General features: G+C 44.1%; 18 protein-coding genes and 1 pseudogene. 11 read left to right on the top strand and 8 right to left on the bottom strand.

The window, feature by feature from the left end:
• Nucleotides 1–116 precede the first annotated feature (116 nt).
• From cysS to pdxH, 5 genes are all read left to right on the top strand, one after another.
• Entirely contained in the window at nt 117–1,577 is a 1,461-nt protein-coding gene (cysS, locus tag B4240_RS02180; protein ID WP_296236609.1) for a cysteine--tRNA ligase, read from the top strand.
• 139 nt (nt 1,578–1,716) lie between these two features.
• Nucleotides 1,717–3,828, top strand: coding sequence for a mechanosensitive ion channel family protein (locus tag B4240_RS02175; protein WP_296236607.1), 2,112 nt, complete (start codon nt 1,717–1,719; stop codon nt 3,826–3,828).
• 380 nt (nt 3,829–4,208) lie between these two features.
• Nucleotides 4,209–5,681: an IMP dehydrogenase gene (gene guaB / locus B4240_RS02170; protein ID WP_296236606.1), complete on the top strand. Its 1,473-nt coding sequence runs from the start codon at nt 4,209–4,211 to the stop codon at nt 5,679–5,681.
• A gap of 400 nt (nt 5,682–6,081) precedes the next feature.
• Nucleotides 6,082–7,452, top strand: a complete 1,371-nt coding sequence (gene glmM, locus B4240_RS02165) for a phosphoglucosamine mutase (protein ID WP_296236604.1) — start codon at nt 6,082–6,084, stop codon at nt 7,450–7,452.
• A 69-nt stretch (nt 7,453–7,521) separates the two neighbouring features.
• A complete protein-coding gene (gene pdxH, locus B4240_RS02160) occupies nt 7,522–8,181 on the top strand; it encodes a pyridoxamine 5'-phosphate oxidase (protein WP_296236619.1) in 660 nt (219 codons plus the stop codon).
• Nucleotides 8,182–8,277: 96 nt separating this feature from the next.
• Here the strand turns inward: pdxH and B4240_RS02155 are convergent, their stop codons facing one another.
• Both B4240_RS02155 and B4240_RS02150 read right to left on the bottom strand, forming a co-directional pair.
• Nucleotides 8,278–9,576, bottom strand: a complete 1,299-nt coding sequence (locus B4240_RS02155) for an HlyD family secretion protein (RefSeq protein ID WP_296236602.1) — start codon at nt 9,574–9,576, stop codon at nt 8,278–8,280.
• A 95-nt stretch (nt 9,577–9,671) separates the two neighbouring features.
• A complete protein-coding gene (locus B4240_RS02150) occupies nt 9,672–11,360 on the bottom strand; it encodes an MFS transporter (protein ID WP_296236600.1) in 1,689 nt (562 codons plus the stop codon).
• Nucleotides 11,361–11,837: 477 nt separating this feature from the next.
• On the opposite strand from B4240_RS02150, the gene B4240_RS02145 reads away from it, so the two are divergent.
• Both B4240_RS02145 and B4240_RS02140 read left to right on the top strand, forming a co-directional pair.
• The gene (locus tag B4240_RS02145) at nt 11,838–13,100 is read left to right on the top strand and encodes an alanine racemase (RefSeq protein WP_296236599.1); all 1,263 of its coding nucleotides are present in this window, start codon (nt 11,838–11,840) and stop codon (nt 13,098–13,100) included.
• Nucleotides 13,088–14,419, top strand: coding sequence for a D-arabinono-1,4-lactone oxidase (locus B4240_RS02140; RefSeq protein ID WP_296236598.1), 1,332 nt, complete (start codon nt 13,088–13,090; stop codon nt 14,417–14,419). The genes B4240_RS02145 and B4240_RS02140 overlap by 13 nt, the downstream gene beginning before the upstream one ends.
• A gap of 90 nt (nt 14,420–14,509) precedes the next feature.
• On the opposite strand, the gene B4240_RS02135 is transcribed toward B4240_RS02140, so the two are convergent.
• The 5 genes from B4240_RS02135 to B4240_RS02115 form a co-directional block, all read right to left on the bottom strand.
• A complete protein-coding gene (locus B4240_RS02135) occupies nt 14,510–15,145 on the bottom strand; it encodes a glutathione S-transferase family protein (protein WP_296236597.1) in 636 nt (211 codons plus the stop codon).
• 28 nt (nt 15,146–15,173) lie between these two features.
• Nucleotides 15,174–15,851 carry a type 1 glutamine amidotransferase domain-containing protein gene (locus B4240_RS02130; RefSeq protein WP_296236596.1) on the bottom strand — a complete coding sequence of 226 codons (678 nt, stop codon included), beginning with the start codon at nt 15,849–15,851 and terminating at the stop codon, nt 15,174–15,176.
• Nucleotides 15,852–15,944: 93 nt separating this feature from the next.
• Nucleotides 15,945–16,994, bottom strand: a complete 1,050-nt coding sequence (locus B4240_RS02125; RefSeq protein WP_296236595.1) for an NADP-dependent oxidoreductase — start codon at nt 16,992–16,994, stop codon at nt 15,945–15,947.
• Between the two features lie 143 nt (nt 16,995–17,137).
• On the bottom strand, nt 17,138–18,367 hold the full coding sequence (locus tag B4240_RS02120; protein ID WP_296236594.1) for an iron-containing alcohol dehydrogenase: 1,230 nt from the start codon (nt 18,365–18,367) through the stop codon (nt 17,138–17,140).
• 235 nt (nt 18,368–18,602) lie between these two features.
• On the bottom strand, nt 18,603–19,205 hold the full coding sequence (locus B4240_RS02115; RefSeq protein ID WP_296236593.1) for a TetR/AcrR family transcriptional regulator: 603 nt from the start codon (nt 19,203–19,205) through the stop codon (nt 18,603–18,605).
• Between the two features lie 385 nt (nt 19,206–19,590).
• On the opposite strand from B4240_RS02115, the gene B4240_RS02110 reads away from it, so the two are divergent.
• Nucleotides 19,591–21,081 carry an aldehyde dehydrogenase family protein gene (locus tag B4240_RS02110; RefSeq protein ID WP_296236592.1) on the top strand — a complete coding sequence of 497 codons (1,491 nt, stop codon included), beginning with the start codon at nt 19,591–19,593 and terminating at the stop codon, nt 21,079–21,081.
• A gap of 134 nt (nt 21,082–21,215) precedes the next feature.
• Here the strand turns inward: B4240_RS02110 and B4240_RS02105 are convergent, their stop codons facing one another.
• Nucleotides 21,216–21,452 carry a hypothetical protein gene (locus B4240_RS02105; protein WP_296236591.1) on the bottom strand — a complete coding sequence of 79 codons (237 nt, stop codon included), beginning with the start codon at nt 21,450–21,452 and terminating at the stop codon, nt 21,216–21,218.
• 322 nt (nt 21,453–21,774) lie between these two features.
• Between B4240_RS02105 and B4240_RS02100 the strand changes: the two are divergent.
• The 3 genes and pseudogenes from B4240_RS02100 to B4240_RS02090 form a co-directional block, all read left to right on the top strand.
• Nucleotides 21,775–22,102 (top strand): annotated as a pseudogene (locus tag B4240_RS02100) (transposase); the annotation flags it as partial.
• A 267-nt stretch (nt 22,103–22,369) separates the two neighbouring features.
• Entirely contained in the window at nt 22,370–23,173 is an 804-nt protein-coding gene (locus tag B4240_RS02095) for an HAD-IIB family hydrolase (RefSeq protein ID WP_296236590.1), read from the top strand.
• A gap of 298 nt (nt 23,174–23,471) precedes the next feature.
• Complete coding sequence (locus B4240_RS02090; protein WP_296236589.1) at nt 23,472–24,683, top strand: glycosyl transferase; 1,212 nt, start codon at nt 23,472–23,474, stop codon at nt 24,681–24,683.
• Nucleotides 24,684–25,072 lie beyond the last annotated feature (389 nt).

Genomic DNA, 25,072 nt, shown 5'->3' with positions numbered 1-25,072 from the left:
TTTCTTAAAGTAATCATTGCGTTCAATACTTTCAAAAAGTGACGTTTTTATCACTATAGAATGCAGGGTAAATAAGCTCATTTATTCCTTATATTTTTTATCAAAAGGCTTTTTTTATGACCACACCTCTTGCAGACGCGATGTCTCAGCTTGCCATTTATGACTCACTTAACGGACGCAAGCAGATATTCAAGCCACTTGTTGCGGGCAAAGTTGGCATGTATGTGTGCGGCATGACGGTTTATGATTATTGTCATATCGGTCATGCGCGGATGATGGTTGCTTTTGATATGGTGGTGCGCTGGCTTAAGCAATTGGGTTATGACGTCAATTATGTGCGTAATATCACCGATATAGATGACAAAATCATCACCCGCGCTGTCGAAAACGGCGAGGAAATTGGTGCCTTAACGCAGCGTTTTATCGAAGCGATGCACGAAGATTTCGCGGCACTGGGCTGCTTAGCGCCTGATGCTGAGCCGCGCGCGACCGATTATATCGATGAGATGCAGCAGATGATTGGCAAATTGGTCAGCAATGATTACGCTTATGCTGGCGATAATGGCGACGTCTATTATGCAGTCGATAGCTTTCCTGATTATGGCAAATTATCCAAGCGTAATTTGGATGACATGCAAGCGGGCTCGCGCGTTGATGTCGAAAATGACAAGCGCAATCCGTTTGACTTTGTGCTTTGGAAAGCGGCGAAACCTAGCGAGCCACAATGGGCATCGCCATGGGGGCAGGGGCGCCCAGGCTGGCATATTGAGTGCTCGGCGATGTCGACCCAGCATCTTGGGAATACCTTTGATATCCATGGCGGTGGTCATGATTTACAGTTCCCGCATCATGAAAATGAGATAGCGCAATCTGAAGCGGCAACGGGCTGTGAGTACGCGCGCAATTGGATGCACGTTGGCTTTATTAATGTCGACGGCGAAAAAATGTCCAAATCGCTAAATAATTTCTTTACCATTCGCGATGTGATTGCCAAGTACCATCCTGAAACCGTGCGTTTTTTCCTACTATCAAGTCACTATCGCAGCCAAGTCAACTTCTCAGATAAAGCTTTAGATGAAGCGCACAATAGCCTAAGCAGATTGTATCAAGCTATCAAGGCCGCTGAACAACAAAAAGGGCAAGAGCTTATCCTTGATGATAAGCTTGCAAAATCGGTTTATAGTAGTGCGGCGGGACAAGATTTTATCAAAGCCATGAATGATGATTTTAATAGCTCAACGGCTATCAGCGTATTGTTCGGGTTGGCGCGCGATATCAATAAAGCGGTTAAAGCGGAAGAAGTAGAAACCGCATGGCAATTGGCACAGCAGCTAAAAGCTCTGGCGCAGACACTCAATATATTGCAGCTACCCGTACAGCAGTTTTTACAAGCGGTCGTTGGTGAGGCGCAAGAGGGCGGTTTAAGCGACGCTGCTATTGATGAGTTAATCACCGCGCGTGCGGATGCCAAAACCAATAAAGACTTTGCCCGTGCTGACGAGATACGCGAGCAGTTAAAAGCGGCGGGTATTGAGCTTGAAGACAGCCGTACGGGTACGACTTGGCGCCGCGCTTAAGTTATATTCTCCATATAACCAATTGTATCGATTAACAGTTTACCCATAAATTAAGTCAGCTTCACGCTGGCTTTTTTTTGTTCCGTGCATTAGCTTAAACGTAGATGCAAATTTAATATTCCGCCAAGAACTTTATCGTATGAAACATTCTTCTCAGCCTTTAATCGCTAAAAACACCCAAACGCCTAGCACGGGCGATACTGACGACGCTGATTTTTTTCGCTTTGAAAGCTCGAATAGCGCTATGACTAGCGATAGATGGCTTATAAAGTTTTTAAGCATAGGGCAACTTATGCTTAGCGTGCTTATTATTATCTCGAGTGCTATTTATTTGCCCGCTTATGCCGCTAGCAGTGATCAAGCGGCGGTCAATAATCCTGCTTTTGTAGATCAAGCGGCGGATAAACAAGCAACTGAAAATCAAGCGACTGAAAATCAGGCGGCTGACAGTCAAAATAATCCAAAAGCATCAGCCGCTGCCGCGCCAGAAACGCTCGCTGATTATGCCGAGCAAAAAATCGATGAGCTTAAAAGAGAAGATCTGAGCCTCTCTACCATTGCAGAAGAAGTGATAAGCCCGCTTGAAAAAACCTCGGTACAGCAAGCAGGGGTGCTGCAGGGTGATTCTGGTCTGACGGGCGAATATAACGAAAGCTACTATGTTTTAAGTAAGCTAAATGCAGGCTTGCCGCCATTAGCTGAACCGCCAAACTTATCGACACCGCTGGCAACTTTAGAGTTTTTTCAATCAGCGGTCATGAAGCAGCAGTACGACTTGGCGGCTTATGCGCTTAATATGAATTTAATTGATGAAAAGTTGCAGCCTAGTCGCGCGATGGAGCTTACCAAACAACTTGATTTTTTATTGATGGAAAAAAAGCTGTATGTGTTTGATAAGTTGCCCGACCGTCCTGATGGCTTGATTGAACCGCCGCTTGGTAGCAATAACAGTATCCAAGGCATTCCAAGGCGCTCGATTCAGCTAGGCTATATTGTGTATCGTGACCGCCGTGTACCGATTCACCTTGAGCGTGTTCGCATTGATGACAGCGCACCATTTTGGGTATTTTCGGCGCAGACGGTCGCCAATATTGATAAGTTATACGAGCAGTATCACCCTGCCAAGTTTGAGCGTTATTTGCCCAGTTGGACCAAACTAAAGATTGTTGGCATTGCTATTTGGGAATTTTTAGCCTTATTCTTGTTCTTTTCTTTTACCATGGGCGTTGGCTGGTTATTAAGTAAAGCTGCCGGAAAACTGCTGAACTGGTATGTTTTAGATAAAGAAGGCAACCGCCTCAGCACCATTCATCACAATGGTGTGGAGGACTTAGTCAGTAAGCTCACCGTACCTTTAACCTTTACCATTAGCTTCTCCTCTGTCTACACCTTGGTATCGGGCGGCTTTCCTTACTTGGATGCGCTTGCCTCATCGACACGGCCAATTATTTGGATCGGTTTGGTGTTTAGCGCCATGTGGCTCGGCACTCGGGCGATTAATTTCTTTGCCAATCGTTATAAAGACTTGCAAATCGAAAACCTAGGCGATGAGCAGTTTGATAAAGGACGCCGCCGCCGCACCTATGTGTCTATCTTTCGTCGCATCTTTATCTTTGTGATGATTTTGGGCGGCATTTGGGTAGGCCTGAGCGAATTTACCAATATCGAGGGTTTGGGCAAGACGTTACTGACCTCGGCGGGTATTGCTGGGGCGGTTATCGGTATTGCCGCGCAGCCTATTTTAGGAAATATCATCGCAGGCATGCAGGTTGCAATCACGCAGCCCGTGCGTATTGGCGATACGGTGGTGGTGGAGGGTGAGTGGTGTACGATTGAGGATTTGGGGTATACCTATGCGGTACTAAAAGTATGGGATGAGCGCCGCTTGATTGTGCCCATGCGTCATTTTGTCACTGAGATTGTGGAAAACTGGTCGCATACTGAGTCGCATCAAATCTCGGTGATTTACTTATACGTCGATTATGGCGTGGACATCGACGCGATACGGCAAAAATATATTGAGCTGGTAAAAAAAAGTGAGCTTTGGGATGGTGTTACTGAGCCTGAAATGTACACGGTAGAAGTAACAGAAACCACTATAAAACTACGCTGTAGCCAAGCGTCTGATAGCCCAGTCAATGCTTGGCTGCTCGAGTGTGAAGTGCGTGAGCAAATGCTAAGCTATTTATATAATGAACAAAAGGATTATTTACCGGTGGAGCGTTTGCTCGTAAAAGCAGGTGAAAGTTAAAACAGAGCAAGACTAAAATAACGGCGCTATATTGGTAAAATAAGCTGACAAATATGTTATGCGAATGCTTGCTTTATTTGGTATAATATGGCGTTATTTTTAAGGGATAATTCAGTTATTAAGCGTCGTGTAATCAGATTTTAGGATGTTTAGAGACGCTATATTGGCAACTCTACCTCCTCAATCGTTTTATTACCGCTGATAAATAGATAACGTGCCGAGCGAATAGCAGTATTTAGGATTTGTTCCTCATGGTTTTCTCACAATCTAAAGCCTTTATTTTAGTCTGCATATTAGCTTGCTGATTTTGACAAAACGTTCATTTATCGACTTGATACTGCATTGCCCACCCATCAAAATAACCACCACTAGGGGTCTGTATGTTGCGAATTGTCGATGAAGCCTTAACCTTTGATGACGTTTTATTGTTGCCAGCTTATTCTGAAGTCCTACCAAAAGCTGCTGATTTAACGACCCGCCTAACCAAAAATATCACCTTAAACCTACCGCTTATCTCTGCTGCTATGGACACCGTCACCGAATCTGAGATGGCTATTACCATGGCACAGCTTGGTGGTTTGGGTATCTTGCACAAAAGCATGGATATCGATAAGCAAGCCATGCAAGTACGCCGCGTCAAAAAATTCGAAGCGGGTACGGTGGTTGATCCTATCACGGTTCATCCAGAGATGACGATTGGTGAGCTACTAAGATTGACCCAAGACAATAACATCTCAGGGGTGCCTGTGGTTGAAAAGGGCACTGATAAAGTCATCGGCATCGTCACCCATCGCGATTGGCGTTTTGAGACCAATTTATCATTGCCCGTCAGCAATATCATGACGCCAAAAGATCAGCTCGTTACCGTAAAAGAAGGCGAGAGCAACGAAAATATCAAAAAACTTCTTCATGAGCACCGTATCGAAAAAGTGATTGTGATTAATGATGACTTTCGTCTGCGCGGTTTGATTACGGTCAATGATTTTACCAAAGCCGAAAATAACCCCAACGCTTGTAAAGATGAACAGGGCCGTTTGCGCGTTGGTGCGGCTGTTGGTACAGGCGCTGACACCCAAGCACGTGTTGAAGCCTTGATTGCTGCTGACGTCGATATCATCGTTGTTGATACGGCGCACGGCCATTCAAAAGGTGTGATTGATAAAGTTTCTTGGATTAAAAAGAACTTTCCAAATGTTCAGGTCATTGGCGGTAATATCGCCACTGGCGACGCGGCCAAAGCGCTGCGCGATGCGGGTGCGGATGCGGTAAAAGTAGGTATCGGCCCAGGTTCTATCTGTACCACACGCATCATCGCTGGTATTGGCGTTCCGCAAATCTCTGCGATTGATAACGTGGCAAGCGCGTTACAAGACAGTATTCCTTTGATTGCTGATGGCGGTATTCGCTATTCAGGCGACATGGCAAAAGCCATTGCTGCGGGCGCGTCGTGCATCATGGTGGGTTCATTGATGGCGGGTACCGAAGAGGCGCCTGGTGAAGTTGAGTTGTTCCAAGGTCGCTACTATAAAGCCTACCGCGGCATGGGCAGCTTAGGCGCGATGTCAGGTCAGCATGGTTCATCAGATCGCTACTTCCAAGACGCCAAAGACGGCGTAGAAAAACTGGTGCCAGAAGGTATTGAAGGCCGTGTACCTTATAAAGGTCCAGTGGCTGGTATCGTTAACCAATTGGTAGGTGGTTTACGTTCATCAATGGGTTATACCGGCTCGGCCACGATTGAAGAGATGCGTACTAAACCGCAATTTATTAAAGTCACTTCAGCGGGTATGAAAGAATCCCACGTTCATGATGTGCAAATTACGAAAGAAGCGCCTAACTACCGTGTCGACTAATCACTTTTTAACGCTAGGTGAGTACAACCTTTTGGCTCTGTAGCGTTGTAGTGACGTCAAGATACAAACAGCCAACAATGCTCTGGTATTGTTGGCTGTTTTTTTTGTAAAATACAGAATTGGTTTGGCCTAGCTACGGCCAGATCGCTTATCTGGATTTGTTGCCCATCATTGCTGCACTCGAAAAAGACTTCGCTACTGCCGGGGTGAGTTTTTTGTAGCATCGAAAAGTGTGAGGCATATAGGAAGAAAGAGGGCAATCAAGGAAAATATATACTAGTAGGCTGCTATTAAAGCTGTTATTAAATTTATGCTTTTTAACGATGGGCTTTTTTGTTTTAATCTAATTATAGCGTGCGGACGTTTGATTTTTACTTTATGGAATTGAGGAATAATAATAATGAGTTATTTTGGCACTGATGGTATTCGCGGAAAATTTGGTGAGTTACCCATTACCCCTGATTTTATTTTAAAGTTAGGCTATGTGACGGGGCTGGTGCTGATAGAAAACAACAATAATCCTGCGCGTAAGCCGAGCGTGGTGATTGGCAAAGATACGCGTCTGTCCGGTTATGTGATTGAAGGGGCGCTGCAAGCAGGCTTTAACGCCGCAGGGGTCGACGTACACATGCTAGGACCGCTACCAACGCCTGCTATTGCACACTTAACGCGCAGCTTTAATGCCGATGCTGGCGTGGTGATTTCTGCTTCGCACAACCCTTATTTTGATAATGGTATTAAGTTTTTCTCAGGTGACGGGAAAAAATTAACCGATGAGATGCAAAGCGCGATTAACGATAAATTGACCGCGATTATGACGACCTCAGATACCGATAATAATGCCATCATGCCCATTCTCGATCCGGCACAATTGGGTAAAAACAACCGTATTAACGACGCCAAAGGCCGCTATATTGAATTTTGCAAAGGCAGCTTCCCTTATCAATATGACTTAGACCATCTAACTGTCGTCGTCGACTGTGCCAATGGCGCAGGCTATAGCGTCGCACCAAGAGTCATGCGCGAGCTTGGCGCCAACGTTATTGCGATTAATAACAAACCCGATGGCATTAATATTAATGCGAGCTGCGGCTCCACGCATCCTAAAAGTCTGCAAAAAGCGGTACTGGAGTATGAAGCCGATATTGGCATTGCTTTAGATGGCGATGGCGACCGTATTGTGATGGTCGATGAAACGGGCGAGTTGGTCGATGGCGACGGTATTTTATATGTCCTTGCTACCCAAGGTCAAACTAAGGCCGAAGGCGTCGTTGGTACATTGATGAGTAACATGGGCTTAGAGCTGGCTTTGAAAGATGCTGATATTGCGTTTACCCGTGCAAAAGTGGGCGACCGTTACGTGATGCAAGAGCTTGAAGCCAATGGCTGGATACTGGGCGGTGAGCCATCCGGGCATATTTTATGCTTGGATAAAAGCCGCACGGGCGATGCCATTATTGCAGGCTTGCAAGTACTGGCGGTGATGCAGGCACGCGGTAAAGCGCTTAGCGATTTGACCGAAGGTTTTGAGCTATTGCCGCAAAAACTGGTCAATGTGCGCTTATCGCAAATGCAAGATCCGTTTGAACATGAAGAGCTTGTCGCTGCTTTTGATAAAGCGCGCGCTACTTTGGAAGGTCGTGGTCGCCTGCTTATCCGTCAATCAGGCACAGAGCCGATGATTCGAGTCATGGTTGAGTCGGATGATGAGATAGAATGCGATGTGATGGCCAATGATTTAGCCGATAAAATCAAAACGGTTTTAGGCTAGGCTAAAGGTTTTGTATTAAATAGAATTAAATGAATACTATTCGAAAGTTAGCGAGAAACAATCATGAGTATGGATTTTACCGATCAGCGCTTATCGTATGAGAAAGGTCAACTCGACCAGCAGTCAATCCCCACATCGCCGTTTGAGCTGTTACACACTTGGATGAATGAAGCCATAGAAGCGCAAGTGCAAGAACCGTATGCGATGAGCTTAGCGACGTGCGGGGCAGATAATAAGCCTGGCGTGCGTATCGTTTTGCTGCGCGAGATTACTGAGAAGGGCATTGTATTTTACACCAATTACGAAAGCGCAAAAGGTCAAGATATCGCTGAAAACCCCAATGCAGAAGCGCTATTTTTTTGGCCCAAGCTTGAGCGTCAGATTCGTATCAGTGGCAGTATTGCCAAAATTGATACGACTAAATCCGCAGCTTACTTTCAAAAACGTCCGCATGACAGTCAAGTGGGCGCGTGGGTTAGCCAGCCGCAAAGTGGCGAGGTTGCCAACCGCGCCGTGATGGAACAAACGTTTGCGCAGTTGCAAGCTAAATATCCAGCGGACAGCAAGGTACCAACCCCTGAGTTTTGGGGCGGCTATGAGATTACGATTGAGAACATTGAGTTTTGGCAAGGCCGCGCCAACCGTATGCATGACCGCATTGTGTACACGCAAGATAATAGCAGCGCGGACGGCGCGGTAAACTGGACAACCAAACGCTTATTACCGTAAGATTTATTCATTCATAGAAGCTTTACACATAAAAAAGCCTCTTTAAACCTGATATGACAGGCACTTAAAGAGGCTTTTTTTGCGTTGGTTTTTAGTTTAACTTCTGGCTTTGGTATCGACATCCACTGAAACCGACATACCTGGACGTAACTGGGCAAGATTCGCTTGGTTTTGGTCCAAATCAATCCGTACCGGAACGCGCTGCGCAATTTTAATATAGTTACCCGTCGCAGGATTTGCCGCCCCAGCACTAAATTCACTGCCTGTTGCAGGCGAGATATTGCTGACATGACCGCTAAATTTGGCGCCGCCGAGCGCATCGACACGAATAGTAGCCGGCTCACCGATACTCATATTGGCCACTTGCGTTTCTTTAAAGTTGGCAATAATCCATACGCCCTTTGGTACGATATACATCAGCTGGGTACCTGCGCTCACGTATTGGCCTTCTTTAACACTGATTTGACTCAGTTGTCCCGATTCTGGCGCCCTGATAATGGTATTGTCTAAATTAATCTGGGCTTGTTTGGCGCCTGCTTCTGCATTTTTGATATTGGCATCAAGTGATGAGCGGTTACCGCTGGTCTTTTTGCGGTTTTCACGCGCCGCTTGTAGGTTTGCTTCCGCTTGCTGTACATTGGCCTGCGCCTTTGCAAGCTGGGCTTTTATATGGGCTACTTCTGCCTTTGATACCGCGCCAATAGCATCTAAGCCTTCATAGCGATTGACGTCTTCTCGCGCACTTTCGACGCTGACTTTGGCGCTATATAAATCCGCCTCGCGTGCCTCTATTTGCGCTTGGCTGGTTTGGGTATCTTGCTCATTACTAGCTCGGTTGGTGATAGCTACTTCGATGTTGGCCTGCGCTTGCTCAAGCTGCTGCCGAAAACTGCGATCGTCTATTTTTATTAATAAATCGCCCTCTTTAACATTGGCAAAATCCTCTACTGCCACCTCAGTGACGTAGCCAGATACTTGCGGACTGATAATCGTGGTTTGCCCTTTAACAAAAGCATTATTGGTCTGCTGCACAGTCGGGGTAAAAGGCGGCAGCTTCCAAGCATACAAAATCAGCGCCACACCAATAACAATCAAGGCAATTAAAATCCCTAGATTTAAATAGGATTTCTTCTTCGGTGACCAACCGTCGCTGCTAGGAATCGGCTCCTTTGGCGGCATAGGCGGCTCATTATTATCGACAGGGCTATCATTATCGGTAAGGTTGTCGCCATCTACGAGCCTATCGTTAGCTGATTTATCCATGCCAGCAGGGCTGGCTGCAGGTTTTGCCGTAGATTCTTGCTCGTTTAAAGGACTTGCAGCAGCGTCTTTGGTTGGCGCGGCAGGCGGCGTCTGAGGGTTTGGGTTAAGCTCATCAGATTTTTCTTGGCTCATGCCGCGCTCCTAAAATTTGAGTAGTTGTCATAAGTCTTCGTTAGTTGATATATTACGCATCATTTTCAAAGGCGAAAACGCCTTAATGCATTGGGCTATTTTGCTTCCCGCATTTTTGCAATCGCCGCCAGCTCTTTAGCCAGTGGATTGCGTTTATGGTAGCGATAATAAATATAGTTAATCAATAAAATCACCGTCGTGATGGTTGCGATACTGGCCATAAGAAAAAACAAATCATCATAGGCGGCGACCGTTGCTTGCTGCTGAATGCCTTGCAATACTTGTCCCATAGCAGCGGCGTTTGCTTGATTTGCATCCGTGACTTGGGTAGATAGCATACGACGTGCGCCCGCTACTTGTCCCATCAAGGCAGGATCTCCTAGGTTAAGCGAGCTGACCATATCGGCATAGTGCATCTTTGTACGAATCGTGGTAAATGCTTGAATTGCCGCCGCGCCTGCAAGTCCGCCAACGGTCTGCGAGATGCTAAAAATGACCGAAAAACTAATAATGTAAGCAGGGCCATTAGCGATAGCGCGAAACATCCCTTCAAAAACCATGGGGCCCATAAAATAGACGGCAGCAAAGGCAATCATAAACTGACTGACATAAAACATATAGGGCGCAGAGTTTAGCGAAACGCCTGTATCTAGCCATGCGCCAACCGCAATTAAGGCAACGGCGAAAATGACTGGACGGCGTAAATCCATTGCATTGGTAGTAAAAATACTGATGGATAGTGCCAAGATACTGGCGGCAAGTATCACCGCGTAAAACGTTATCAGCTGATCATTGCCGTAGCCCAAATTGGCCAGTAATCCTGCCGCGCCGACATTTTGCTCAGACAATAAAATACGCATCACCGCACCTGTGATCGTAAAAGCAATGATATTGCGGCTACGCATCCAGCGTACTTGTAACATTGGGTTTTTGCGGTGCGTTTCAATCCATAAGGCGATGCTAATCGTCACCACCGCGATGATAAGCGGATAGCTTAGCCACGGCGTCGTCCACCACTGAATGCGACCTTGTACAAAAAATACCGCTAACGCCGCAAGACCGCTAGCAAAAAAGGCAAAGCTTAAAAAATCAAGTTTTTCAAATACTTTTTCGGTGATGCCGGGGGGCAGCTCCAAGACATTAATCAGGCCAAAGCAAATCAGCGTCAAGCCCAATTCAAATAAAAACAGCGTTTCAAGCTGACCGTCGACGGCGAGATAAGGCGAGATAATCATTGAAAGTGGCGTACCAAATTGTATTAAGCCAAAACCTAAAATTAAACCACTAATCCGTTTGGCGGTCGGCATGCCTTGCAGACAGTAAAAAATAGCCAGTACGGTCATGGCACTAGCAACCATACCGCTTAAGCCGCGCGCGATGATTTCTAGATAATAAGGTTCAATGATGATAGCGCTCGTGTCCAATAGATGGCTACTGACCAACCATTGTAACGTGGTCGCAGACAATAAAAAGAACAGGGTAATTTTACTAAAGAGCGACATGCCAAATTGCTGACGGATTTTGTATAGCAGTACCGTAATACAAGCATTGGTCATATTATAGGCGACCGATATCCAGCCGCCTTCGATCGGTGTTAGTCCCAGCTCACCTTGAATCTGAGTCAGGTTTGCTACCAATAGACCATTTTGAAAGCTGGCAGTGATGCCAATAAAAATACCAATCAGTAAATAAAATACTTTGCGGCGCGTAGGATGGTCAGGATTGGCGGGGGAGCCCACCATAAAGGGTTTTTCGTGCGGTTTAAATTGGTATTCGTTGCTCATTGCCTATCGCCACAGAATAAAATTTGTAAAAAGGTAAAGTGACATAGCGTGACTCCCAGACGAGCAAAAATAGCAGTATTTAGACTAACCGCCGTTAAACGATAAACGCCTAATTTAACGGCCATAAAAAACCAAAAAACAGCCTCGGGACTGTTTATACTATTTTATCATGATTTTAATTTAAGGTTATTTAGCGATTGTACTTTTTTAGTTTAAAAAGACGAGAGCGTTGGCGCTTATTTTTATGCTTAAAATATAGATAATCCACCTTTGATTTAGACCTTCTTAATCATGGGCTTATCAATTGAATGTATTTAAAACACCTAACAACCGTTGATTATTTATAAATATGGCGCTTGACTGAGCTACGCTCTAGGTTCAAACTATGATGCTGGTTTATGGTCTTTTGCAGACATCTAATGCCAAAATAATAAAAAACACAAGGCTGTGTTTAATGGTCGTTACAAGGAAAGTAAAATGGATTTTGCCCACATTATTCCGCCAAAAACCCCGAGTGCGTGGCTCGATATGGACGCGCTTGATCATAATATAAAATTGGTCAACCAAAAAACCCAAGCTGTTAAACTGCGCTTGGCGACCAAGTCTATTCGCTCTCTCGATGTTCTTCACTATATTAAAGATAACTCTCCCAACTTTATCGGTCTCATGTCCTATGCTGCTGATGAGTCGTTGTATCTGCTAGAAAATGGCTTTGATAATATCCTCTGCGCTTATCCAACTTTGGATGTGATAAGCGTTGCCGCAACTTTTGACTATACCGAGCGGGATGCGACCATGATTTGGATGGTTGATCGCCCTGAACATGTAGATGTATTAAATACAGTTGCCAAAGCCCATGACGTCACCATTGAGGTTTGCCTTGATATCAATATGTCGATGCCGCTACCAAAGCTGTATTTCGGTACCAAGCGCTCAGCATTGATGAGCATTAAAGACGTGAAAAAACTGCTGAAACATATCAAAAAATACCCCAATATTAAGGTCAGTGCGGCAATGGGTTATGAGGCGCAAATTGCAGGTTTGCCTGAGCATTTACCGGGCAAGGCTTTATTGTCGCCCGCCATTCGTTTATTAAAAAATCGCTCACAAAAACAAGTCAGCCAGCGCCGTCGCGCCATCGTTGACTATCTTCATAAACAGGGCTATGCGCTTAAGCTCGTCAACGGTGGCGGTAGCGGCAGCATGGATTTCACCTCAAGTCAGCCTGAAGTTAGCGAGATAACCGTTGGTTCTGCCTATTATAAACCAGCTTATTTCGATTATATGGACAGTATGGACGCGTTTCAGCCAGCCGCTGGCTTTGTGCTACCCGTGACGCGTCAACCAGAAAAAGGCGTCATAACCTGTCATGGTGGCGGCTTTATCGCCTCGGGTGCAGCGGGCGCCGATAAAGCGCCCGTCATCCATTATCCCAAACATTTATCACTCTTAAACGATGAAGGTTTTGGCGAAGTACAAACGCCGATGGCAATTACCAAAACTAAGAACAGCAACGACATGCCGCATCTTAGTATCGGCGATGTGGTTTGGTGCCGCCATGCAAAAGCAGGCGAGCTGTGTGAGCATTTTAATGAACTCATTTGCTATCGACAGTCCGGTCAATATATAAAGAAGGCAGATAGGACAACAGGCAATGGATTGCCCAAAACGACAGCAGACAAAGCAGAAAAGCAGCAAACGATGACAACCTACCGAGGAGAGGGCAAATGTTTTCATTAAGGCAGTGGCAAGGAAGCAACGACTGGCAAAACTGGGTAGGCTACGAGCGCGCTGCCCCTGAGCAAAAACTGGCGCCTTCATCGGTTGCAGAACTACAAGAGATTGTTAGAAATGCACGGGTAAATAAAAAGCGCGTTAGAGTCACGGGCGCGGCACATTCTTTTAGTGGCTGCGCAAAACCTGAAGAAATTGCCGTTAGTTTGCATAATATGCGCGGTCTGATTTCAGTCGATAAAGAGGCGAAGCTTGCCACTTTACACGCCGGTACTTATTTATATGAAATCGGCGCAGCGCTTAAAGAGCATGGCTTGGCGTTAGAAAACATGGGTGATGTGCAAGCGCAGACCATTGCAGGGGCGGTTAGTACCGCGACCCATGGCACAGGGATATCTTTGGGTTCTCTTGCCAATCAAGTGGTAACGTGGGAGTGGGTCGATGGTAAAGGCGATCTGCATACTCATCATCGCGGTGATCCGAAAACTGACGAGCTGGGTAATGCCTTACATGCCAGCCTTGGTATGCTTGGTATTTTTACCAAATTAACGCTTAAAGTGGTCGACTTATATGGTCTTAAAGAATCTAACGAAGTGTTGGGTTTTGAGGAAGGATTGGCGCGTTTTCATGAAACCGCGCACAGCCATCGGCATATGGAATGGTTTTTATTTCCCGGTACCAATAAAATTCAGCAAAAAACGCTCTCAGTGATAGAGCCCAAAGCCATGACTGGCACGCAAAAGCTAAAAGATCATTTCGACAGTATTGTCACCTTGAATGGTGCTTTTTATGTACTGTGTGAGCTGGCTCGTATGAAACCATCGCTGACCAAAAGGGTCAGTGAAATATCAGCCAGCTCTATTCCTAATACCAAGCGCGAAGGCTATAGCTACGAAGTATTCCCGACACCGCGCGGCGTCAAATTTAACGAGTCTGAGTATTTTATTAAATTATCTGACTTTGACGAATGTATCTCAGAGGTCAATCATATTTTATTAAACGATAATAAAGGCTCGCACTTTCCTATTGAGGTGCGCACGCATAAAGGCGAGACGGGTATGCTAAGCCCTACGCAGGGAGAGGATTGCGCGGTATTATCGTTCCATGTCTATAAAGGTATGGACTGTGAGCCATTGTTTAAATGGCTGTACGAGTATATGAAAAAATGGCAAGGTCGCCCGCACTGGGGTAAAGTCAATAAATTGAGCCGTATAGAGCTGCAAAGCTTATATCCTAAGCTCAATCGTTTTTTGGAGATACGCCGCGAGTATGATCCTGATAATGTCTTTATGAATAGCTGGCTTGAGCAAAAGTTTTGCCTTTAAAATCTTTATAAATGACCTAAATGGTTAATTGGCCATAAAAAAACAGCTCATCAAGAGCTGTTTTTTATTAAACCATTAAAAATATCTTACTTAGCGCTTAATAGAGTCATCATAGTTGGCTTCCAAACGCATGGCGCGTTGGTAGCTATCAATGCTCGTCAGTTGCAAAGCATATTGTTTGATATGGGTATAATCTTCTAACGCGCCGCGCTTAGCAAGCATGATTAAATCAAACGACAGCATGAAGTCTGCACCACTTAGTTTGTTGCCGACGATAAACGTTTTGTCTTTCACCTCGTCATCTAAGTAGCTCAGCAGTTTGTGCTTTTCTTGAGCGATATAACTGGTTAAAAATGTATTGTCGCCAACGCCTGCTTTAGTGGTAAACAGTTCAAGCAATAGCGGCAACATCAGTGAGCTTTCGGCAAAGTGAATCCACTGCAAGTAATGACCATAATCAGTGCTGTCGGTCGCAGGGCGTAATTGCTCTGGCGCAAAACGCTCAATCAATAGCTCGATTATCGCCCCAGATTCGGCGTAAAGCTCGCCATCCATTTCAATAACCGGAGATTTACCGAGTGGATGAATTGCTTTTAGGCTATCAGGTGCCAGATGCGTGTTGGCATCGCGCTGATGGCTAATGATTTCATAAGGTTGCCCCAATTCTTCTAGTAGCCATAGCGTACGTAGTGAGCGTGATTGATTAAGATGATGTAAGCGAATCATGATGCCAGCCTTGTTGCTGTATTTTATGTTAAGCGTTCAGTTTAGCCAGTAAGCGTTTGGCAGCTTCTTCTGATGAGGCTGGGTTTTGGCCGGTAATCAATAGACCGTCTTCGACGACATAAGATTCCCAATCGGCGCCTTTTTGATAGTCACCACCATTGGCTTTTAAAACATCTTCCAATAAGAAAGGTACGACGTCAGTGAGCTGTACGCCTTCTTCTTCGGTATTGGTAAAGCCGGTAACTTTTTTACCTTTGACCAAATACTCACCATCGATTTTGACGTTTTTCAGCGCTGCAGGAGCGTGACAAACAAAAGCAACCGGTTTGTCTTGTTCAACAAAGCTTTCGATTAACTCGATAGAATTTTTATCGACCGCCAAATCCCACAATGGACCATGACCACCCGGATAAAAGACAGCATCGAAGTCTTCGGCTTTTACATCGGCAAGTTTTTTGGTATTGGCAAGACGCTCTTGCGCCTCTTTGTCGTCTTTAAAGCGCTTGGTGTCTTTGGTTTGCGCGTCTTCCGTATCGCTACTCGGATCGAGTGGTGGTTGACCGCCAGCAGGAGAGGCTAGGGTAATATTGACGCCAGCATCTAAAAAAGCATAATAAGGGGCGGCAAATTCTTCGAGCCAAAAGCCAGTCTTTTTACCAGTATCGCCCAGTTTATCGTGTGAGGTTAGTACCATTAAAATGTTCATAATTTTCCTTATTTATTATTGATATTGGTATTGATTGTTAAATATTGCTGAGAGATTCTGTTGTTCTTAGAGTTGCGCTATTTAAAATAACCACTACTGAACATCGGCAACTTTAACCACGGTTTTACCGAAGTTTTTACCCTCTAGCATGTCAAAGAAAGCCTGCGGTGCTTGAGCCAAACCCTCAACGATGTGCTCCTTGGTTTTGACTTTACCCGACTCAACCCATTCACCCATGGTTTTTAAGAATTCTGGGAAATGATCGCCGTATTCTTCAAAGATAATAAAGCCTTTGATAGTTAAGCGCTGGCTCAGAATAAGACCCATTAGCATACCGAGGCGGTCTTTGCCATCAGGAAGCTCGGTCGCATTATATTGTGACACTAGGCCACACACTGGAATACGCGCATGGGCATTTAGTAATGGCAATACGCCATCGAGGACTTTACCGCCAACGTTTTCATAATAGATATCGATACCATCTGGACAAGCGTTTTTTAGCTGCTCGGCAAAGTCGTCGGCTTTATGATCGATACAAACATCAAAGCCCAACTCTTCGACCGCATAGGCACATTTTTCCGCGCCGCCTGCAACGCCGACGGTACGTAAACCTAAATGCTTGCCCACTTGTCCGACGGTTGCGCCAACAGGACCGGTTGCTGCTGCGACAACCAAGGTTTCGCCTTTCTTTGGCTTACCAATATCGGTCAAACCCATGTAACCAGTAAAGCCTGGCATACCAAGCACGCCCAAACCATAAGAAGGGTTGGGCATGTCTTTATCAAGTTTTAGCACGCCCTCACCATCACTGACGCTATAATCCTGCCAACCTGAGTTTGATACTACCAAATCACTAACGGCAAATTTATCGATATTAGATTCGACCACTTGGGCGACCGTACCACCCATCATCACATCGCCGACTTCTAGTGGGTCAGCATAGCTTTTTGACGCACTCATACGCCCGCGCATATACGGGTCAAGCGACATATAGACCGTGCGCAGTAACATTTGCTTGTCGTTAGGCGTTGGGATGTCGCTGGTGGTTAGCTCAAAGTTATCTTTGGTTGGAGCGCCATTAGGGCGGCTGGCAAGTTTGATTTGACGATTTTGTTGTTGGTTTTGTTGTTCATTAAAGCTCATGTTAAAGCTCCCTATTTTAGTTATTGGTCGTCATTATTGGTTTTTTTAACGTTTTAAAGTTCTTAAAGTCAGTAGCCATACCAGTGTGGATGGCTACCGATTGTTGTGGACATAGAAAGTTACGATGATTAGACTTTAAATAATTAGGCTTTACTCGTCAAAGCGCGCTCTAAGATGCGACGTGAGACGGCTAAATCATTTTTACCATGTTCGCCCAATTTCACCATCTTGTGTGCTTCAAGTTGCTTGATGATAGGATCGATCGCCGACTTATCTAACTCAGCATCTTCTAAGCTCACTGGCAATCCAAGCTCGCGAAAGAAGTTCTCAGTATGCACAATAGCAGTTTCGATGATGGTATCGTCGTCTAAATCTGTACCGCTATCGTTATTGTTAATACCCCAAACGTTACGCGCATATTGTAGCAGTTTGTCTTTTTTGCTGTCTTTAAGCTCACGTATGACTGACGGCAATAAAATGGTGAGCGTACGAGCATGGTCAATGGCGTGCAGTGAAGTCAATTCATGACCAATCATATGCGTCGTCCAATCTTGTGGTACACCAGTACCAATCAGACCATTCAACGCCATGGTTGCCGTCCACATGATGTTTTTACGCGTTTCTAAATTCTCTGGGTCAGCTTTAACCGCTTTGCCTTCCTCGATAAGGATTTTTAACAAACTCTCCGAGAATGCATCTTGCACTTTGGCATTAATAGGATAGGTAAGGTACTGCTCCATGACGTGAACAAAGGCATCGGCAACGCCGTTCATCACTTGGCGCTCAGGCAAGGTTAAGGTTTTAGTCGGGTCTAAAATCGAAAATTTAGGGAAGGTAAGAGGATTACCAAACGGTAGTTTTGCTTGGCGTTCGCTATGGTTAATCACGCCGCCAGAGTTCATCTCAGAACCTGTCGCCGGTATGGTCAGTACCGCGCCCAAGTTAATGGCTGAATCGATATTTTTACAATAACTGGTCAGCGCATCCCACGCTTTTTCACGCGAGACCGTGCCATCCGTGCTGCCATCTTCGGTTAATGAAGAAACAAGGGCGACAAACTTACTGCCATCAATGACGGAACCGCCACCAACCGCCAATAAGAAATCAATGTTATGTTCATTGACCATGTCAGCGGCTTTTAGCAAAGTGGTAAATTCTGGATTGGCTTCGATACCGCCAAATTCAAATATTTCCCGATTGCCATTGGCGGATAACGCCTCTTTGACTTCATCTAAGGTGCCGGTACGCTGCGCTGAACCGCCACCGTAAGTAATTAATACGCGGGCATCCGTTGGTACGAGCTCTGATAATTTTTTGATTTGACCTTCGCCAAAGACGATACGAACGGGATTGTAATATTGAAAATTATTCATAGTTTTCCTAATTTGCCTAGTTGCTAATGAGAAGTTTTAAGATGGTTTTAACCAATACAAATTTTAATGAGTATCGAGCGTTTTTATATTAAATATGGTTATAGCGTTTATTACTATCTGTGCGCATTGTACAGTAATTAGACCGGTCGTCTAGTAATTTTTAAGTGATTTTACAAAACTCTCTTATAATTGAAAAGGGTTGTTTATTAATTAGGAGTTTGAATACGAAGCTAAGCTAACGACCAAGCTGCGAGGTAGTCATCTGCCAAACCTCCGCCAGTGGAGTATTGGTTTGACTGATTTTGGCAATTAAGCTGGCACCAAGCCAAGCAAAGTACCAACGCTTGGCCATACTCTCGGCGGCGATATTGTCGGGGTGGGGTATAGAACCATCTGTCCAACCCGCTTTTATTTGCTCGGCAATCCAATTGATGGTTTGCTGATAGCCAGCGTGCAGGGCTTTACGCATCGGCTCTGACATATCAGCCACTTCGGCGCTAAGTTTTACCACCAAGCATTTTTCATGGTCGCAGCCGTTTTGCTGGGTGTCGTACCAGTTTTGAAAATAGTTATAAATCTTTTGTTGCGCACTAATATCTTCAGCCTCAATTGACTCTAAGCGCTTTTTATAGTTGCCAAAATAATGCTCGATGATGGCTTCACCAAAGGCTTCTTTTGAGGCAAAGTAATGATAAAAAGAGCCTTTAGGTACACCAGCGGTATCAAGTATTTGCTTGATGCCGACAGCGGTAAAGCCTTTTAGCGCAATAAGCTGGTAACCTATTGCTAACAGATGCGCTTTGGTATCGGACGCAGCAGGGGTGGTAATATCAGACATGAAGAGGATGTTCTCCTTAGAGCTTTATTTGTGATTTAATAAAACATAAATCATTTGGATTGAAAGTCGTTTTGATCGTATTTTTATAATAATTGCTAAGTGCAAGACTTTCTAAGTGCTAGGTTCGGGTTACGTTTCTTCAACAATACTTAGCCATAAATGATGCTTGTTTTTATAGCGTCTATGGTAGCATTAGACCAGTCGTCTAGCAAGTTGCCATTATCAATTTACCTTTGTTAAGTAACCTTTTACAAACGTTTAATAGCAAATGTTTATTGCACAATAGACAAACCGTAGACTTATTATATGAACCTCATATTTTAATTAAAGAAAGGTTTTTGATTAAATAGCAGTTAAAAAAACCATAAAATAAATAAGGATTATTATGTCAACCGATATTAACAACACTCAGCAGAGCGCTTATAGCGATTTTGATTTGCAATATATCGCAGGTACGTGGCAAAAAGGTCAAGACGATAGCGTCAATACCGATACCAATCCCTTTAGCGGCGAAACTTTGGTAGAAATCCAGCAAGCAACTAAAAAACAGCTTGATGAAGCTTATCAAGCGGCGACTAAAGCACAAGTAGAGTGGGCGAAACAAACCCCAGCGCAGCGTGCCGCGGTATTATATAAAGTCGTTAACATCTTTGATGAGCGCCAAGAAGAAATCGTCGATTGGTTGGTAAAGGAATCGGGCAGTACGCGTATCAAAGCGATGGTCGAGTTCGGTAGTGCGCGTGCGATTACGCTAGAAGCGGCTACTTTTCCCAACCGCGTGCATGGCGAGATACGCCCTTCTAATACCCCTGGTAAAGAAAACTTCATTTATCGTGAACCGATGGGCGTGATTGCGGTGATTAGCCCGTGGAATTTCCCTCTGCATTTAACCCAGCGTTCTATTGCGCCCGCGTTAGCCTTGGGTAATGCCGTGGTGCTTAAGCCTGCCAGCGATACGCCGATTACCGGTGGTCTGCTATTGGCAAAAATATTTGAAGAAGCCGGTCTGCCAAAAGGCTTGCTCAGCGTGGTCGTTGGTGCGGGTAGCGAGATAGGCGATGCGATTGTCACACATGATATCCCAAGCTTAGTGTCATTTACTGGTTCAACGGCGGTTGGGAAACATATCGGCGAGCTTGCCAATGGCGGCGACTATATCAAACAAGTCGCGCTCGAGCTTGGTGGTAACAGCCCCTTTGTGGTGCTAAAAGATGCCGATATTGAGCAAGCGGTAAAGGCTGCGGTATTTGGTAAATTTCTCCATCAAGGTCAAATCTGTATTGCAATCAATCGCATTATTGTTGAAGATGAGATTTACGATGATTTCGTTGAGCGTTTTGTAGCCCACGTAAAAACCTTAAACGTCGGCGATCCTAGCAAAGAAGACACCGCAGTTGGGCCAATTATTAATAAAAAACAACTCGAGTCACTAAAAGAAAAAATCGCTAAAGCGCAAGAAGAAGGTGCTAAGATGATATTAAGTGGCGAGATTAAAGGCCAAGTGGTACCGCCGCATGTCTTTACCGAAGTGACGCGTGAGATGGATCTGTCGTGCAATGAAGTGTTTGGTCCGGTGGTTGGTATCATTCGTGCCAAAGATGAGGACGACGCGCTGACAATTGCCAACGCTACTATGTACGGTCTATCGAGTGCGGTCTTTACCCAAAGTATGGAAAAAGGGCTACGCTTTGCGCGCGGTATCAAAGCAGGCATGACCCATGTCAACGATATCACGATCAACGATGAAAGTAATGCGCCATTTGGTGGTGAGAAAAACTCTGGTATTGGCCGCTTTAACGGCGAGTGGGTATTAGAAGAATTTACTACCGTTCATTGGATTTCAGTGCAGCATGAACCACGTGAGTATCCATTCTAATCAGGGCGTTTAATCAATTCATTGTAGATAAAATCAACGTTGTGACATAAAAATTTGTGACATAAAAAAAGACCGCCTTGCTGGTGGTCTTTTTCTCTTTTATCGTCGTGCCATTATTCTAAAGGTTTATGGTTTTAATGATGTTTAGAATGAAAGCCGAGTAATGCTTCGATCTCTTCAATAGTCATCCGTCTGGTCAGGGCTTGCTCCTCTACCGTCAGGCGATTAGTGTGCTCTTTGAGCATGGTATGAATACTGCGCGCGACCTCTGCTGTCGTGGCATAATACATTTGTGGTTGCTGTTCGGTCAGTAGGGTTAAGAATCGATTAACGATTTTGCGTTTTTCAATCGGTGCGTGCGCTTCTGTCATGACATTCTCCTAAGGGTGAATCATTTACGCAGTCAAATTCACTGTGGTTAATTCTTATGATGGCTGTAGTACGGGCAAATATCAAGGTATGGGCTACTTTAACGTTTAGTTTATAGCGCTTAATTTATAAATTTTAGCTTTTAAAATTTGATTTCATACTGCCGTCAATCAGCCAATGCCATTTGTTTACGATAAATTATTTGCAATAAACTATTTGATAGCAGTTGTTTAATACTAGGGACTGTATAGAATTCACTAATTGAAAAAAATAAGCAACGCCTTACCCTCTTGTTTACCACAACAAAGAAAAAAGGCGTCACTTATGGCTCGCACCAAGCTCGCTGATGAGTACTGGCACAAGCTGTCTAATATATTGCGACAAATCAACATATATAACAAGCCCAATCTAAGACGCACCGTTGAAGCGATGTTATATCGCATACGAGTGGGCTGTCCATGGCGTGACTTACCGCCCTGTTTTGGCAATTGGTCTAGCGTCATCACCAAACCGCTATTGGCGTAAAACGGGTAAGTGGCAAAAACTTATGGCAATCGTAACAGTAGACTATGATAGCGAATGGTTATTTATAGATGGCAGTGTGGTCAAAGCCCATCAGCACAGTACAGGTGCAGCCACTCGTTATGATAAGCTTAAAGACAGTTACGGGGCTGCGATCATACTAGCTTGTGTTTTTATTTGGTTGCCGCTGATTTGAATTCTATACAGCCCCTAATCTAAGTTGTAATAAACCCAAGTTGTTAGTCCATAAAGTAATTGCTCAAAGGGTTGTTCTAAAGTGCTGGATATCATAAGAGATCCCATGGCATTTTCGACTGCGTTTATTTCAATAAAAACCTTTAAGAAGTGGTCTGAAATAAGTCGACCATGACAAATAATTGCGTTGTATCTTACTGCTATGAAGAAGAAATATCTTGTATTTACCGATTTAGATGGAACACTACTCAATCACCAGGATTATAGTTTCGCTCCTGCAAAAGAAGCCTTAGCACTTTTAAAATATCGCTCAATTCCTCTCATTATCGCTACGAGCAAAACCTTTAGTGAAGTAGTGGTGCTTCAAAAAGAGTTAGGCATTCGGCAGCCTTTTATTGTTGAGAATGGTGCTGGGATATTTGTGCCCTCAGAGTGTGTACTTGCAAAAGAGATGGCGGTTAAAGAGGAGTGGATAAAATTCTCTAAGGCTTACTCCTACACAGAACTAAGACTTTTTTTCACACACATGAAACGGAGCTACTCTATAAAAGGTTTTGGAGATATGAGTGTTGATGAAGTAATGCAGCATACAGGTTTGCCAAGAGAAGAGAGCCTAAATGCCATGAAACGCGACTTTAGTGAGCCTTTTTTGATGCAAGACGAAAGAGAGCTTGAGACTCTTAGAAAAGAGTCAAATGAAGAGGGCTTTGATATAGTAAAAGGGGGAAGATTTTTTCACCTTGTCTCACTCCTACAAGACAAAGCAAACGCCATGCTTACACTTGCTCACATGTATGAAGAGTATTACAACCAAAAGTGTACCAAGATAGCCCTTGGTGATAGTGCAAATGACTTTACTATGATAAAAAAAGCAGATATTGGTGTGTTAGTTCCCCTCTATGATGGCTCTTTTAGTGCCATAGGAAACGCAGATATAAAAAGAGCAGACTACCCAGGACCAAAAGGTTGGAATAGCTCTATACTGGAGATATTTGATGGACTCTAAAGCGCCTGCAAGAAAGATATTTGCCGATGCATTTGAGGCGTCTTTGCTAAAAAAATTCATCTAAAAATATTGCTAGCTTAAAGAAAATATTTTAAGTATAGGTAGCAAGAAATATGGTAACCCTTCTAAACATAAGACTGTAGTAGCACAAATATGATAGATGTAGCGATAATAATAAAAGGTAACTGTGACGGTTAGAGTGCCGCGCTTCGCTCGCAATGACACTTGCTGTCACTGCGAGTTTTTGAAAAGTCATGGCAGTCTAGTTATATGAGATAACATCAAAAAGGAGAATAAGATGTCAGATTTTTTTCAAAACGGTGTTATAACAACACTACAAAATGTGGGAAATCGCTCCTTAGAAAGCATAGAAGAAGAATTGTTGCACTTTTCAAAACGCAGAAATATGGTGCTTTTGCTTCCCGCTCTCTACTCAGAGTTTGAAACGCCAGCGATGCAGACTATTATTGATGAGCTCAAAAACGTGAAGTATCTCTATAAAGTTATACTTGGACTCGACTGTGCAACTAAAGAGCAGTATTTAGAAGTAAAGAAACGTATGAGCATTTTGGAGTGTAATGTTGATGTGCTTTGGAATGATGGTCCAAATATAAAAAAGATATATAAAGAGCTTACAGATGAGGGTTTTCCTGGTTTAGACACTCCAGGAAAAGGTCGTAATGTCTGGACGATGATAGGTTATGGTCTCACAGATCAAGATAACTATGCTTTTGCTTTGCATGATTGTGACATAGTAAACTACTCACGAGCGATTGTTGCACGGCTTTTTTACCCCATAGTACACCCAGGACTTGATTTTGAGTTTAATAAAGGCTATTACTCTCGCGTTACAAACAAGCTCCACGGTCGTGTGACCCGTCTTTTTTATACACCACTCATAAAAGCACTCAAGATTACTTTTGGCTCAAACCACTACTTGGAGTATATGCAGAATTTTCGTTATGCCCTCTCTGGAGAGTTCGCATTTATCCGCTCTCTTGGTCGTGGTATTGGGATTTCTCCTACTTGGGGGCTCGAGGTTTCAACACTCTCAGAAGTTTATAAAAACACCTCAAGCTGTCGTATCTGTCAAACAGAAATCACGGAGAGTTATGAGCATAAACATCAAGAATTAGGCTCAAAAAGTGAAGGTGGTGGCATTTACAAGATGGCAAACGATATAGCTAAAACTCTTTTTAGAATTTTAGCTCAAGAGGGAGTGGTTTTTTCAGAAGCCTCTTTTAAAACACTCCTTGCTTCATACTACCAGCAGTCGCGTATTGAGATTTCAAAGTACAATGCACTCAGTAAGATAAATGCCCTTGAGTATAACCGCCAAGATGAGATAAGGGCAGTCGAAGCTTTTGAAGAGGCTATCAAAGAAGCTGCAGCTGAGTTTTGTGAGGATCCAATGGGTGTTGCATCCCTCTCTCCGTGGATTACAGTGCGTTCCGTTTTACCTGACTTTTCCGATAGATTTAGAGCGATGATAAAGGAGGAGTCAAAATGATAGTTATAACCCTAGTTCGGGATAAATGATCCATTAAGCTGCTGATAGTATTGATATTTTCTATTATTCTTGAAGACCAGCTAGGTCTTTGAAGGCAGGCTTCTCTATAAACTACTGTCAAAAGCATGATTTTATAAGGTCATATAATAATTATGCAAATAGTATCAACAACTTAAGCACTGGCTTATCCCGAATTCAGGTTATGATAAGCTTAAAGACAGTTACAAGGCTGCGATCATACTAGCTTGTGTTTTTATTTAGTTGCCGTTGATTTGAATTCTATACACCCCTAGCTTCTCAATATCAGTCTCTTAATAAAAGTGATAGAATACAGATTAATATAATATAAGTTATTCAGTGTAGCGCGTTATATAAGTCAAAGCTGTATA

The sequence above is a fragment of the Psychrobacter sp. UBA5136 genome (assembly GCF_002414005.1).
In the GTDB taxonomy this organism is placed as follows: Bacteria; Pseudomonadota; Gammaproteobacteria; order Pseudomonadales; family Moraxellaceae; genus Psychrobacter.
The sequence above is the reverse complement of the archived record's forward strand: the minus strand, read 5'-3'. Positions and strand labels throughout refer to the sequence as shown.